The organism is Flavobacterium sp. (genome assembly GCF_044377315.1).
Taxonomy (GTDB): domain Bacteria; phylum Bacteroidota; class Bacteroidia; order Flavobacteriales; family Flavobacteriaceae; genus Flavobacterium.
In genome coordinates, this window is record NZ_JBILJG010000031.1 from 1 (window position 1) to 15,301 (window position 15,301).

A 15,301-nucleotide genomic window follows, 5' to 3' on the forward strand; every position below is an offset into this window, starting at 1 on the left:
TAAATGATGCTATTGTAAAATATGATACTTATGCTCCAGATTTAGTTATTTCCGATATTAATCTGCCAGTTTATGAAGGTAAATTAAGCGCAGATAACCATGGGGATATAGAAGGTAAAAGTTCGGGGTTAGATATTGTTAAATATATAAAGATAGAAAAAAATCATGAAACTCCTGTTATGATTTTATCTGGAAATAATAATGAAGACATAATTGAAAAAGGATTTGCTTTAGGAGCTGTCGATTTCGTAAAAAAGCCATTAAGTTTAAATGAAATAGGAATTAGAGTTAAACGAATAATAGGCGCAAGTAATGTATCATACGTAGCAAATAAAAACAAATTTATTCAAAAAATAATTGTTGGTGTCGTGATTCCGTGTTATAACGAAGAAAAAAGATTAGCAAGTGATGAATTTAAGCAATTTGTTAATTCTAATTTAGGTTATCATTTATGTTTTGTAAATGACGGAAGCGAAGACAATACATTAGATGTTTTGCATAAATTAAAGAAAGGTAGCGAAGGAAGAATTAGTATTTACAATTGTAAAGAAAATTTTGGAAAAGCAGAAGCTGTTCGTTTAGGAATGTTGCATCTATCCAAGCAACAACAGTTTGATTATATAGGTTTTTTAGATGCTGATTTATCTACTAATTTTGAAGATTTTGATGCTTTAGTCGATACTATTGAAGCTTCAAATTTTAAAATTGTAAGCGGTTCAAGAATAACAAGAATGGGGGCTGAAATTAAAAAAAAATCTGCCAGAGCAATTATTAGTAATGCTATAAATTTTATTATTAGAAAAACATTAGGAATGGATTTTAAAGATACACAATGTGGTGCAAAAATCATGACTATAGACGTTATAGAAGATACATTTCAAACTAAATTTTTAACTAGGTGGTTATTTGATGTTGAAATTTTTATGAGAATGAGAAAAAAATATGGTTTAGAAAAAGCCAAAACTTTATTTTGCGAAAAACCACTAAACAGATGGGTTCATAAGGATGGTTCAAAAGTATCATATAAAGATTCCTTTAAAATACTAAGTCAAATAGTTCAAATAGCATTTCATTATAAATAGTTTTTTATATTTTATTTTTCATTAGTTAAAATTGCATTTTTTTCTATATTTGAAGATTAAATGCATATAAGTTAGTTGTTTGAGTAATGATTACCAAAGTTAAGTTATTTATTTAATAAACTTTAACCTAAATAATGAATTATAAAGAAGCCTATAAAAAGATTGGTCCTGAGCAGTTTTTTATGATTACCATTCTGTTTGTAAATGCAGGTAATTATTTATATAACTTATTGTTAGGAAGGATTCTTGGTCCAGCACAATTTGCTGATGCTGCAATACTAATAACTTTTCTCCTTGTTTTATCTTTTATAGGAATGACTTTTCAAGTGGTTACAGCAAAATATGCAGTATTATTTGAAGATGAAATTCTAAATCAATTTTTAAAATTTATTTTTAAAAACGCACTTGCCTTTGGTTTGTTATTTGGGTTTTTAGTAATTGTTTTTAACCAACAATTACAACAAATTTTCCATACAAAAACGGCATTAATGTTTGTAATTTTTGGTGTAAGTTTGCCGCTCTATTTTGTAATGAGCATAAATCGTGGGTTATTTCAAGGTAAAAATAATCTAAAAAGTTTATCAAAAACGTATTATTTTGAAATGCTTTGCAGATTGATTCTAACCATTGCAATTATTTTACTTTTTCCGTCTATTCAATCATCATTAGTAATTGCTTTTGGCATATTGATTTCTCTTATCTTTGGATTAATTCCTTTTCAAAAATCAATTCTTAATAAAGACAATAGCAATCAAAATGAGCAATTAGATACAAAACCAATCATAACATTTTTTGCATTAACAGCCTTTTACGAACTCACACAGATCATTATAAACAATAGTGATATTTTACTTGTAAAACATTACTTCAATAACGAACAAGCAGGTTTGTATGCATCATTAGCACTTATCGGTAGAGTAGTTTATTATGTAGCTTGGATGTTTGTAATGTTGCTTTTGCCCAAAGTAATTCAATTAAAAAAAGACGGCGCCGATACTTTGCCAATACTTCTAAAATATGTTTTTTATATAGTTTTAGTATCTGCAATTATTGTTTTGGGCACTTTTTTGTTTCCTGAGTTAGTAGTAAAAATAATGTTTGGAGAAAAATATTTACCCATTGCATTTTTATTATGGAAATATGCTTTAGCAACTTCAATTTTTGCAGTAGCAAATATCTTTGCTTATTATTTTTTGTCTATTAATGAATATGTTCCAGTACTGATATCAGCAATTTTAGGGCTAACTCAAATAATTTTGATAGTTTTATTTCATAAATCATTAGAACAAGTCGTAACTATGCAAATTATAGCAATGATTATATTATTAGCATTCCAATTGAGTTATTTCTTAATAAACAGAAATATAAAAGTGAAACGTCCTCTTAATTAATTTTATAAAACTATTAAAGTAGCAGTTGTAACAGCATTTCCGCCAAGTAAAGTAACACTAAATGAATATGGGTATCATTTGGTAAAAAACTTTGTGCAAAATGATGAAGTTACTGAATTAATTTTGATGTCAGATAAAACTAATGAACCCAAACAATTAGATTTTGATAAAAAAGAAAAAATCAAGATTAAAGAGTGCTGGAAGTTTAATAGTTACACTACCTTTTTCTCTATAATTAAAGCTACTAGACAAGAAAACCCAGATGTAATTTTATTCAATTTACAATTTGTAAAATTTGGAGACAAGAAAATTCATTCTGCAATGGGTTTATTATTACCAATGTTTTTAAGGCTATTCGGATTTAAAACGGTTGTTTTATTACACAATATTTTAGAACAAGTAGATTTAGAAAAAGCAGGTTTTACAGAAAGTAAAATTATGCAAACCATCTATAATTTTATAGGCGAAAATATTACAAGATGCCTTTTGAAAGCGAATAAAGTAGCCGTGACAATTCATAAATATGTTACTATTTTAAATGCAAAATATAAAACAAAAAATGTAATTTTAATTCCACACGGAACTTTTGAAACAGTAAAAGAGCCCAATTTTGAGCTTAAGTCTGGACCAAAACAAATAATGGCTTTTGGAAAGTTCGGCACCTATAAAAAAGTCGAAATTCTAATTGAAGCCATTGAAATTGTTAGAAAAACCAATTCCGATGAGTTGAAAGTTATAATTGCAGGAACCGATAGTCCAAATACACCAGGTTATTTAGATAGAGTTCAAAAAAAGTATAAACATGTAAAAGGAATTTTTTTTACGGGATATGTTGAAGAAAACGACGTAGAAAGAATTTTTACAGACAGTACAATTGTTGTTTTTCCATACACATCGACCACAGGGAGTTCTGGTGTTTTGCATCAGGCAGGAAGTTATGGAAAAGCAGTTATCATGCCCGATATAGATGATTTAGCTTTATTAGTAAAAGATGAAGGTTACAAAGGCGAGTTTTTCAATCCTGAAAGTGCGCAATCATTAGCAACTGCAATCGAAAAAATTTTAACAAATGATGATTATCGAAAAGAAATTGCCAAAACTAATTTTGAGGCAGCAAGTGCACTTTCAATGGATAAAATAATTACAATGTATATGAACTGTTTTAAATCAATAAAATAATAAATACTAAAGTTATGAAAACAGTATTAATTGATGTTCAACAACTAGTTTCGTTATCTGATTTATCAATCTCTTTTTTCATTTGAATTAAAATAGGCATTACTTTTGTTAAATATTTACAATAAAATTCAAAATAACTATCATGATAGATAACCTAAAAAAAATACTAAACGAAGATCAAGATCCAAAAGCTATTGAGAAAATTACTTCAAAATTGAGTAATTTATTAATGTCAAATGAAGAAGTTGGATATATTGCTGTACAAAAAAAACCAGCTTTAACAATTTTGCCAGATAGTATTGTTGTTACCACTAAAAGAATAATTCTTTGCAAACCAAAAAACCTTGGTTTATCAATGGAGTTTATTGATTATGATTGGGATGATATTTCGGCAAGTTTTGTAAAAGAAGGAATTCTTGGTTCCGATTTTACTTTTACTACCAAATCAGATTTGACGCATACAGTTGATTATTTGCCAAAAAATCAAGCTCGAAAATTGTACACTTATGCAAAAGAGCAATTAGATTTACTAAAAAATCCGGCTTCAACAACTTCAAGTTTAGTAGTTGAAGAAATTGCGCCTGTTTATGATGAAGTTGTAGAAGAAATAGAGACAGAAGAAGTAACCGATTTTGCCGAAATTATGCCAACTACATATGAAGAATCGCAAGCAGAAGTTGCTCTTGGTGAAAAAAAATTAAGTGATTTATCAAAAGAAGAATTGTTTGACAAGCTTCAAAATTATAAAAAACTGCTCGATAACGGATTAATTCTTCAAGGTGAATATGACAAATTGAAAAACGAAATCTTGAGTTATTTGTAACTAAAAAATTAAATAACCCTTACAGTGTTTAAAACTCTATAAGGGTTTTCTATTTTCTAAAATCTAACTCTCAAAGCCATAATAAAGTTTATACCAGGCGCAACAATTCCAGAACTATAAGTTCTATATCTTTGGTCTGTAATGTTTTCTACACCAGTAGTTAGCAATAATTTTTCATTCCATTTATACATCGATTTAAAGTTCAAAGTGTACCAGCTTGGCGAGTATGGATTTCCTTGGCTATCTATTGCATAAATTTCTGTTTTGCCTTTTTCTTCTTCTGGTAAATTTTCAAAATCTCTTTTGCCACTGTATTGTGCATTCAATTGAAAGTCAAATTTGGAAATAGCATAGCTTATTCGAGTAGTTCCAAAAAAAGGAGCTGCATGTCTTGACGGACTTCTTTCTCCATTGTCTACCTCTTCTTCTCCTTTTTGAAAATTAAAATCGGAAGAAAAACTAAAACCTTCTAGAAGTTTAACTTCTATTCCAGCCTGAAAACCATAAATAGTTGCTTTAGTAGCATTTTGAATGGCTTGCACATTGCTCAACTCGCCATCATACATAATTTGCGATGTGCCATTCAAGGTAAAATCTCTTCTTACTAATGCATCTTCGAGTAAAGTATAATAGGTAGAAAAATCAATTTTAACAGTTTTTCCAAACATTTTAGCGATGTTGAAATCAACATTATAGGCATATTCAGAATTCAAATCTGGATTTGGAATCACCACAGAGCCTGGCTCAGAATCGAATACTTTTCCAATATCGTCAACATTTGGCGAACGAAATGCACTTGCTACATTTGTGCTAATAATCCAATCGGTTTTGGGACGATAAACCAATCCTAAACTTCCAGTAATTGCATCGTTATTCAATTTAGCTTCTGTAAATGGAAAAGGAAAAAAAGGTGTATCAAAATCAGCATTAAGAATCACTTGGTTGTATCGTAATCCTGCTTGAAAAAGAACTTTTTCTGAAAATTTGTATTGATCATTTAAGTAAATTCCAAAAGATTGCCAATTGGCTTGGGGGTATCGTGCTTGTGCTTTTTTAAATGAATTTGTGTCAATATTTTCATTAATTCCTATTGAATTTACATCGTTATAAACAAACTCTAAACCATAAAATAATTTGTTTTTAGAAGAAGTTGCTTTCAAAAAATCAGTATTAGCAGAATAAGCATTTACTTTTTCAATTCTAACTTCTCTATCAGGTTTGTTACTATTTCTACTATAACGGCTTTCTTCAAAAAATTGATGTGCCACTTTTACCGATAGTTCATCATACAATTTTGTATTGGTTTTATGAGCAATTTCTAGATTATTCATCATCCATTTTTGCGGACCATAGCTAAATTCTCCATATTTTGGCATGCCATTTTTAAAAAGAATATGCCGGTCATATCGTGAATAATCAGATGTTTGTGAATAATGAAAACCATACTGAAAATCCCATTTTTCATTGGGTTTAAAACGAATTTTTTGCATAGTATTTACTTGAGAATAACCCGTTGGAATTTGTTTTTTCGGATTATCATTTGTAATGACTACATCTTTTCCGTCAATTCTTTCAACATACAAATTTCGTAAATATTCATCTGGTCCATGGCTTCCCATTCTCAAATCGCCAAAATTATTGGTAGATAAACTACTCACAAAAGCCCAATTTTTGAATCCAATATTTACATCAATATGTGAAGTTTTTTCTTCATTAGCCGATGAATATCTGGCAAATGCGTTTCCGAAAACGGCTTCTTTATGCTCTCTAGCCAACATTGGAGTAAGTGTTTGAAAACTCATTACGCCCCCAATTGCATCACTGCCATAAATAACTGAACCAGGACCAAAAACAACTTCAGTTTTTTCAATTGAAAAAGGATCTAACGAAATTACATTTTGAATATTTCCGCCTCTAAAAATGGCTGTATTCATTCGAACACCATCAATAGAATACAAAAGACGGTTGGTTGAAAATCCTCTAATCATTGGACTTCCACCGCCTTGTTGACTTTTTTGAATAAAAACTTTTCCCGAAACGCTCAATAAATCGGCTGCTGTTTGCGGATTTTGCAAGGTTACATCTTGAGTCGAAATCACATTTATTTTTTGCGGAATTTCGGATGTTTTTTGCTTCCATTTTGAACCTGAAACAACCACTTCATCCATCTGAAAGTGCATTGGCACTAACCAAATTAGATAAGACTTTGCTTGTAATTGTTTTTTGCTAAAAACTTGCCTTTCACAACCTAAGCTGTTAAAAACAAGGTATTTAAAATCACCTAATTCAGAAATTGACGCTTCTCCATTTGCATTAGTTTGAACTGTTTTTTTTCCATTGGTTGAAATGATAACCGATTCAAGTGGAGCATTAGTTGTTGCATCTTTTACAACTATAGTTTGAGCATTGCTTATAGAAAGAATTGCCAAAAACAAACCCACTATATATTTTTTATACATAGTTGTTTTTTTTTAGTTATACATATTTGTTTGCTATTTTTAATAGCCAAAGTGTTATAACTAAAATTTTGGAGGTTGTAAAACGGTATTTAATTGAAGAAAATTATAAAAATTCTTTTTTAATATTATAATTGATTTCGTCTTAATAAAAACTAGAGGTTTCCAATCAAATACTTCTTGAAAATAAAGTGTTTTGTAAAATGTAAAAACCTGATTCTCTTTGTCTTTGGTCTTAGAATCATGATTAAAAACGGAAGTTAAAAGTTTTTGTAATTTTTGATTCAAAATGGTTTCTTCACTGTCTAGCCAACACCAAAGTTGTGTTTTGTCATTCACTAGTTGCTTTTCAACAACATCGTACATTTGATTATTGTATTCAAACTCTTTAGCATGTTCCCAACGAATTATTGTGTTGATTTCGTGAGTTGAAAATTCAAAATAAACCAACTCTTTTTTTTCAATTCCGGCTATCATTTTCCACTTCACTTCTTTTTTTATGGCACTTTTATGTAGCTGTAACCAAGTGTAAGTTGCTACAGCTGGTACAAGCAGAATAAAAAGAAAAAAAAGACTTACAAATTGTTTTTTCAATGGTTGTTGAATTGTTGCCAAAAAAGCTATTTAGTTAAAATAATAATAGTGTTGAGTAAGTTATTTAGGTGCTAATTAACAATAACTTTTTCATAACTGTTTTTTCCAGCATGACTAATCTTTAGTAAATAAATGCCTTTACTTACTTTTAGTTCAATTTGGTTTAAACTTGAAACAGTGGTTTTTCTATAAATTAATTGGCCGTTTATAGTATATATTTCAATAGAATCTACCTTTTCAGTATTTTTTTCGATTTTTAAAGTAAAATTTCCGTTACTTGGATTTGGATAAATCATAAATTTATCATTTTCAAATATTTGCGAACTCAAACTTGGCAAAATATTTACGGTATAATCTTCAACTTCACCATAATTAGTATTTCCACAAGGTAAAATAGATCCGTCATACATAAGCCTTAAACGCATTCTTGTTGAACCAATTCTGGCATTTTCTGGAACCAGAATTGTTCCTGTTCCAACTGGGTTACTATAGTTAATAGCAAAATACTCATTTTCGTCAGTAAAGTCTCCATTATAGTTCCAATCTATCCAACAACCCATTTGGTCACCTCCAAAGTGTTCTCCATTTGTTATAGAAATTGGATAAGATTGACCTCTATTAATTTCAGTAGAAATAGATGTAAAATCTGAATAAAAAGTTCTTTGACTTACATTATTAATTGATCCAAATTCGACATTAGAAATATATTCATCTTCTGAATTATTAGAACCGCCATCGCAATAACTTGGAACAAAACCAACGGTAATTACAAAATCTTTTTGATTGGTATATTGATTTTGAACGCCCCCAGTAACTCCAAAATTAAGTTGTACCGAAGTGCCATCTATTATTGAACTATTTGCAGTAATTGAAAATTCAAATAATTGGTTACCATTTATAGCCATACCATAAGGTAAAGTTGTTGCATTAGCAATTAAAAGTCCAATATTATTAGAAGTTAAAGTTCCTATTACATTGGTAATTGAGGCATGCCCATTATTAGTCACTTCAATTTTAACTAGTGCAGTTTCACCTGGGTCGAGTATTCCATTATTATTTCCGGTTGTGTCAAAAATTGTTAAATTAGCAATTGTAAATTTGGGAGCATTAACATAAATAGTTTTTGTTTCGTTCCAAATTTCATTGCTTGCATCTGTCATTTGAATAGTAATAGCTACTGGATATTGATCTACTAAATCGTTGTCAACTTGTAAAGTAAATGAGTCTGAACTCAATGGAGTTATAGCATTTGCAATAACCTGTCCAAAATTAAAAATATTATTGGTTATTGTTGCATTTGTGTCAGAGCATGTTACGGTTGCGCCTGCATTTGTAGCATTGTCTAAACCAACATTTTTTAGTGCTAAATTTATGTTTTTAGTTTGACCAAAATTGATGGTGTTACTTTCTAAGTTATCTACAACAAGGTAAGATCCTGAGGTGTTAATAACCGTTATTTCAGAAATATAACTAACTTGATTAAAACCTATTATTACTAATGAAATTACTTGTCCAGGAACCAATGCAGAAACAGGAATTGATGTTGTGCCGCCAGAAACATTAGCAGAACCAATAATTTGTCCGTTATAAGATAAAGTTGCAAAAGCACCTTCAAAACTACAATTTACCTGAAAAGTTTCTGATCCAACAACTACAACATTATTATGAGAAACAATCATTTGAGCAGGATTATCAGTTCTAACTAATAAGGATGGATCTCCAAAACATGTCCAAGTATCAGTCATTGCAAAATCAGATGTTTCGTCATTCATTTTGAAAAAACCATTTACTATAATTCCTCCAAAAGTTTTTTTAATTCCCGTTGTTGCTGTTCCTACTAATATATCATTCATTTCATCTTGTCCTACCATTGGCGGACTCCAACTCTGATTGATAGTAGAAGCACAAATGGCTATTGCGCCTGTTGGTTGGTTATTATCTTGCGAACGCATCCAATATTCAGCAAAGGTTGTTTGTCCAACAAAATTTCCGTTAACACAAGCAACATCAAAAATAAATGGAAGTTTATTATGATTTAATAAGTCATCGGCATCGTTTCCAGAAAAGCCCGAAGTTGCCCATGATGTATCAGAGCCGTGTCCGACATAGTTAATTATACCAGCGCCACTATTTAGGGCATTAGAAACACTTTCTGCTGTTGGATTTCCTTGAGCATCAAAACCACCTTGAGATCCTTCAAAAAATTCGTAAACTGGATTTTGATATGTAAAACCCAATAAATCAGGTTGTATGTTTCGTAAATGCTGATAATCTAACTCGTTATCGTCGCCAGGACCTTCCTGAGAAGCTATTGAAATAATTTTATTTAACCAATTAGGTTCTAATTGTGTACCTTTTTCATAGTCAATAGTTCTTTGTACTTGAGTTGTCACTTGCGCAGCAGTTTCGGCTGAAAAACGACCTACAAAAAAATCTTGATAATGATCATTTCCTGTAATATAAGCATAAGCATTGTCAGAGTCTCCACCGAGTTCTATTCCTGCGACAATACCGTTATTGGTTGGTACTTGCTCTGCATCGCCAACTAAAAGTAAATAGGTTAGCCCTTTGGCAGCATAATAATTAGAAACATAATTTCTGATAGATGATGCTGATCCTCCAGCAGTTGACACAGTAACTATTTCGGTTGGACGTCCTATTGAATTTTTCCAATTTATTAAGGGTACCATTTCGCTCATCCAAGCATCATTGCAAATTATTAGCATCTTACCTTCTTCTCCCAAAGGAGTATAATTATTGCTAAGAGATGTATAATTCTTAAAATGATTTGTATAAATTTTGTCAAAATCTTTATCAATTTTTTCTATTGGAGTTATTCTGTCAAGCGTATTTTGTCCAATTTCTCCATCTGAAAAAACTCTAACTTTAATTTCTGTGAATATTCGCAACACCTTACTAACAGGATTATACTGAAAAGGATAAACTTGTAATGCTTGGCCTCTATAGTCTCTAATGATATAAGGAGTATTTAGATTGGTTAATTTTCCTGGAAAAAAAGCATCTTCTTCATAAGGTTTTCCATATTCATAAGGAACATTTTTTGGGAGAATAGTTCTTGAAAAATTCCCTTTAGATGGAGCTATACTTATATTAGGAACATCTATAAACTTAGAATCTACAACTTCAACTTTCATGTTGTCAATATCTGGAATGATAAGTGACTCAGTAAATTTTGGGAGATCTGGGGCGCCTTTTTGCATCATTGATGATCCGTTTTGGGCAACAATAATCTGTTCCATTCCTTTAGGAGTTCTTACTGATTGTAAGTTATATTGATTAATAGTGAAAGTTAAAATTGTTTCACTTTGTGTTGCTATATCAATTTTTGATTGATTTGTTTGGGAGTATAGTGTGCAAACTAAAAATAGTTGAATCGAAAAAAATAATAATTTTAGTTTCATGGTTGGGTTTTTATAGGATTCAAAAATACTCAAATAATTTCAAAATTTTAAATATGAATACATTATATATTATTTCAGTTTTTAGTAGCTTTAGTATGATCTAAATATCGCAACCGATTTTTTGTTTGATGTCATAAAAAGTATTGGTTAGTGAAAGTAAATAAACGAAAAAATCCCAAACTCTGAATAGAATTTGGGATTTGTATTTGGAATTTTATCTTAATTACAATTCTAATGCTTTTTTAGTATTTCCACCCATTAAATGTTCTACTGGGTTTTCTAATGCTTCTTTTACAGCAACCAAGAAACCAACTGACTCACGACCGTCGATGATTCTGTGATCGTAAGATAAAGCAACATACATTACTGGAGCAATAACTATTTGACCGTTTTTCACGATAGCTCTATCAACCACATTATGCATTCCTAAAATTCCTGATTGTGGAGGATTGATAATTGGCGTTGACAACATACTTCCAAAAACACCACCATTAGAAATAGTGAATGTTCCACCAGTCATTTCATCAACCGTAATTTGTCCGTCACGTGCACGAATTGCTAATCTTTTAATTTCAGCTTCAACACCTCTAAATGATAATGTTTCAGCATTTCTCATTACAGGAACCATTAAACCTTTTGGTCCAGAAACCGCAACTGAAATATCACAGAAATCATAAGAGATTTTCTCTTGACCATCAATCATAGAGTTCACGTCTGGGAATAATTGTAAAGCTCTTGTAACCGCTTTTGTAAAGAACGACATAAAACCTAAACCTAATCCGTGTTTAGTTTTGAATTCTTCTTTGTATTGTTCACGTAAAGCATAAATTGCAGTCATGTCAACTTCATTGAAAGTAGTTAACATAGCTGTTTCGTTTTTAGCAGAAACTAATCTTTCAGCTACTTTACGACGCAACATTGATAATTTTGTTCTTTCAGAACCACGAGTTCCACCTGTTGGAGTTCCCATTGAAGGTACTGCATTTACAGCATCATCTTTAGTGATTCTTCCGTCTTTTCCAGTTCCAACGATTTCTGTTGGTTGGATGTTTTTCTCGTCTAATATTTTTCTTGCTGCTGGAGATGGAGCTTGAGTAGCATAAGTCTTCTCAGCAACTGGAGTCGCTTTCGGAGCCTCTACTTTTTTCTCTTCCACTTTTGGAGCTTCTGCTTTTACTTCAGCTGTTGGAGTTGCACCGCTAGGTTTAGCTGCACTTGTGTCAATTAAACAAACTACTGCACCAACTGCAACTGCATCGCCTTCTTCTGCTTTTAGAGTAATAATTCCGCTTTCTTCTGCTGGTAATTCAAGAGTTGCTTTGTCTGAATCTACTTCGGCAATGGCTTGATCTTTTTCTACATAATCGCCGTCTTTTACTAGCCAAGTTGCAATTTCAACTTCTTTTATCGATTCGCCTGGTGAAGGCACTTTCATTTCTAAAATCATATTCTTTTAGTTTATTGTTCGTAGTTAATTGTTTATTGTTATTTGTTTGTAGCCCAACTATGAACTACAAACTATATACCATAAACTCTTTTATCTAAATAAATTCTTATCAAAAACCATTCTAATAGCATCTGCATGACGACGTCTATCTCTAGTGTGACTTCCTGCTGCTGGTGCTGCATAAGCTTTTAATGAAGCTAATCTCCAAGGTACTAAATTGAAATTCATCAACATATAGCTGTAAGCCCCCATGTTTTTAGGTTCTTCTTGTGCCCAAACATAATCGTCTGCGTTTGGATAACTAGCAATAATTGCCTTTAATTGTTCTACAGGTAAAGGAAATAATTGCTCTACACGAACCAAAGCTACATCATTTCTACCGTTATTTTCTCTTTCGGCAAGAATGTCATAGTAAAATTTTCCGGTAACGAAAACTACAGTTTTTACTTTTTTCTTATCTACTGAAGTATCATCAATTGTTTCTTGAAAATGTCCGTTGAATAAATCTTCTTGTGTAGAAACACATTGCGGATGACGCAACAAACTTTTTGGTGAAAAATGGATTAATGGCTTACGGAATTTCGTTTTCATTTGTCTTCTCAACAAGTGATAGAAATTGGCTGGCGTTGTACAATCGGCAACATACATATTATGACGTGCGCAAAGTTGTAAGTAACGCTCCATTCTAGCCGAAGAGTGTTCAGCACCTTGACCTTCGTATCCGTGAGGTAATAAAAGAACAATTCCGTTTTGGTTGTTCCATTTGTCTTCACCACACGAAATGTATTGGTCAATCATGATTTGTGCACCGTTGGAGAAATCTCCAAATTGTGCTTCCCAAATAGTCAATGCATTAGGATTTGCCAATGCATAACCATAATCAAAACCTAAAACTCCATATTCTGAAAGGAAAGAATTGAAAACATTGAACTTTCCTTTTTTATCTTTTAGTGAATTTAAAAGAATTACTTCTTCTTCGCTATCTTCTACTTTTACAACGGCATGACGATGGGAGAATGTTCCTCTTTCTACATCTTGACCAGAAATTCTAACATCAAAACCTTCAGTTAAAAGTGTGCCATAAGCCAATGATTCGGCTGTTCCCCAATCGATAACATTGTTGTCAAACATTGTTTTTCTTTCATTAACAATTTTTGTGATTTTGCTAATGAATTTTTTATCAGATGGCAATGTCGAAATTTCGTTAGCTATTTGATCTAATTTCTTTTTATCAAATTTAGTGTCAAATTTTTGCAACATCACATCATCTGATACTTGCTCGAATCCTTTCCATTCGTCTTGCAAGAAAGGTTTGATTATTGTCAAATCTTTTTTACGTGATGCTTGAAGATTTTCATCTAACTTATCTTTGTAGTTGTTTTCAATTTTGGTGATATAAGCTGCGTCAACGATACCTGCAGTAATCAATTTCTCTGCATAAATATCTCTTGGATTTCTATGTTTAGCAATAATTTTATATAAAACTGGTTGTGTAAAACGTGGTTCATCACCTTCATTGTGACCATATTTTCTGTAACCTAACAAGTCTATAAATACATCACGACCAAACTGCATTCGGAAATCTAAAGCAAACAACATAGCGTGCACAACAGCTTCAGTATCATCAGAATTAACATGAAGTACTGGAGAAAGTGTCACTTTTGCTACGTCGGTACAATACGTTGATGAACGAGCATCTTGGTAATTGGTGGTAAATCCGACTTGATTGTTAATTACAATATGAATAGTTCCGCCAGTTTTGTAACCGTCTAATTGTGCCATTTGAACAATTTCATAAACAATTCCTTGTCCAGCAACGGCAGCATCACCATGAACAGCAATTGGTAATACTTTAGAGAAATCGTCTGGCGTATATTTATCTTGTTTAGCTCTAGCAATTCCTTCAATAACGGCACCAACTGTTTCAAGGTGCGAAGGATTTGGCGCTAAATTGATGTTGATTTTTTTACCCGATTTGGTTTTTCTTTCAGAAGTTAAACCTAAGTGATATTTTACGTCACCATCAAAATATTCTTTATCGTAATCTTTTCCATCAAATTCTGAGAAAATGTCTTGCGTTGCTTTTCCGAAAATATTAGCTAAAATATTTAATCTACCTCTATGCGCCATTCCCATAACGAAATGTTCTACACCTTTTTCCGCTGCTGATTCAATTAAAGCATCAAGAGCAGGAATAATGCTTTCGCCACCTTCAAGAGAGAAACGTTTTTGACCAACATATTTAGTGTGAAGAAAATTTTCAAAAGAAACCGCTTCGTTTAATTTTCCTAAAATGTGTTTCTTTTCTTCGTTATCAAAATTTGGAAGATTATCATTGATGTTGATTCTATTTTGAATCCATTGAATAACATCTGGTTTTCTCATATACATGTACTCAATACCAATATGTTGGCAGTACACATTTTTAAGATGAGTGATGATTTCTTTTAAAGTTTGAGGCTGATGTCCAATCACTTTAGCAGCATCAAAAACCGTATTCAAGTCAGCATCTGAAAGTCCAAAATTTACCAAATCTAAATTTGGCTCATAACTTCTTCTTTCACGAACTGGATTAGTTTCTGTAAAAAGATGTCCACGCGTTCTGTATCCATCAATTAACTTAAGAACATTAAATTCTTTTTGAAGTTTTTCAGAAGCTTGTCCTTTATCTATTGAAGTTGCGGCATAATTGGCTACATGTTCACCTGTGTTTTCTTCGTTGAAAGTTGCCATTCCAAAGTCGAAACCTTGGAAAAATGAACGCCAACTTGGTTCTACACTGTCAGGATTTACAAGATATTGGTCGTATAATTGTGCAAAAAATTCGGTATGAGCTGCGTTTAAGAAGGAAAATCTATCCATGTTTTAAGATAAAATAATCGTTGGGTTAAAAAATTTATGCAAAAG

Annotated in this window: 9 protein-coding genes; 4 read left to right on the forward strand and 5 right to left on the reverse strand. The window is 31.5% G+C overall.

Annotated features, from left to right (window positions below; all coding sequences use genetic code 11):
* The 4 genes from ACIQ66_RS09745 to ACIQ66_RS09760 form a co-directional block, all read left to right on the forward strand.
* Window positions 1-1,082, forward strand: a 1,082-nt coding sequence (locus ACIQ66_RS09745; protein WP_396212613.1) for a glycosyltransferase, incomplete at its 5' end; no start/stop codon positions are given.
* 134 nt (window positions 1,083-1,216) lie between these two features.
* The gene (locus tag ACIQ66_RS09750; RefSeq protein WP_396212614.1) at window positions 1,217-2,473 is read left to right on the forward strand and encodes an oligosaccharide flippase family protein; all 1,257 of its coding nucleotides are present in this window, start codon (window positions 1,217-1,219) and stop codon (window positions 2,471-2,473) included.
* Window positions 2,474-2,485: 12 nt separating this feature from the next.
* On the forward strand, window positions 2,486-3,652 hold the full coding sequence (locus tag ACIQ66_RS09755; protein ID WP_396212634.1) for a glycosyltransferase: 1,167 nt from the start codon (window positions 2,486-2,488) through the stop codon (window positions 3,650-3,652).
* Window positions 3,653-3,794: 142 nt separating this feature from the next.
* Complete coding sequence (locus ACIQ66_RS09760; RefSeq protein ID WP_396212615.1) at window positions 3,795-4,475, forward strand: PH domain-containing protein; 681 nt, start codon at window positions 3,795-3,797, stop codon at window positions 4,473-4,475.
* Between the two features lie 56 nt (window positions 4,476-4,531).
* Here ACIQ66_RS09760 and ACIQ66_RS09765 read toward each other — a convergent pair whose 3' ends face one another.
* The 5 genes from ACIQ66_RS09765 to ACIQ66_RS09785 form a co-directional block, all read right to left on the reverse strand.
* A complete protein-coding gene (locus ACIQ66_RS09765) occupies window positions 4,532-6,934 on the reverse strand; it encodes a TonB-dependent receptor domain-containing protein (protein ID WP_396212616.1) in 2,403 nt (800 codons plus the stop codon).
* A 60-nt stretch (window positions 6,935-6,994) separates the two neighbouring features.
* Complete coding sequence (locus ACIQ66_RS09770; protein WP_396212617.1) at window positions 6,995-7,546, reverse strand: hypothetical protein; 552 nt, start codon at window positions 7,544-7,546, stop codon at window positions 6,995-6,997.
* A gap of 50 nt (window positions 7,547-7,596) precedes the next feature.
* Window positions 7,597-10,947: a C25 family cysteine peptidase gene (locus ACIQ66_RS09775; RefSeq protein ID WP_396212618.1), complete on the reverse strand. Its 3,351-nt coding sequence runs from the start codon at window positions 10,945-10,947 to the stop codon at window positions 7,597-7,599.
* A gap of 223 nt (window positions 10,948-11,170) precedes the next feature.
* Window positions 11,171-12,394, reverse strand: coding sequence for a 2-oxoglutarate dehydrogenase complex dihydrolipoyllysine-residue succinyltransferase (gene odhB, locus ACIQ66_RS09780; protein WP_396212619.1), 1,224 nt, complete (start codon window positions 12,392-12,394; stop codon window positions 11,171-11,173).
* Window positions 12,395-12,484: 90 nt separating this feature from the next.
* Entirely contained in the window at window positions 12,485-15,256 is a 2,772-nt protein-coding gene (locus tag ACIQ66_RS09785) for a 2-oxoglutarate dehydrogenase E1 component (protein ID WP_396212620.1), read from the reverse strand.
* Window positions 15,257-15,301: the final 45 nt, after the last annotated feature.

Bases quoted from the DNA above. Each gene is read 5' to 3' on its own strand.
- ACIQ66_RS09750 (WP_396212614.1), top strand. From the start codon at position 1,217: ATGAATTATAAAGAAGCCTATAAAAAGATTGGTCCTGAGCAGTTTTTT.
- ACIQ66_RS09760 (WP_396212615.1), top strand. From the start codon at position 3,795: ATGATAGATAACCTAAAAAAAATACTAAACGAAGATCAAGATCCAAAA.
- ACIQ66_RS09765 (WP_396212616.1), bottom strand. From the start codon at position 6,934: ATGTATAAAAAATATATAGTGGGTTTGTTTTTGGCAATTCTTTCTATA.
- ACIQ66_RS09775 (WP_396212618.1), bottom strand. From the start codon at position 10,947: ATGAAACTAAAATTATTATTTTTTTCGATTCAACTATTTTTAGTTTGC.
- odhB (WP_396212619.1), bottom strand. From the start codon at position 12,394: ATGATTTTAGAAATGAAAGTGCCTTCACCAGGCGAATCGATAAAAGAA.
- ACIQ66_RS09785 (WP_396212620.1), bottom strand. From the start codon at position 15,256: ATGGATAGATTTTCCTTCTTAAACGCAGCTCATACCGAATTTTTTGCA.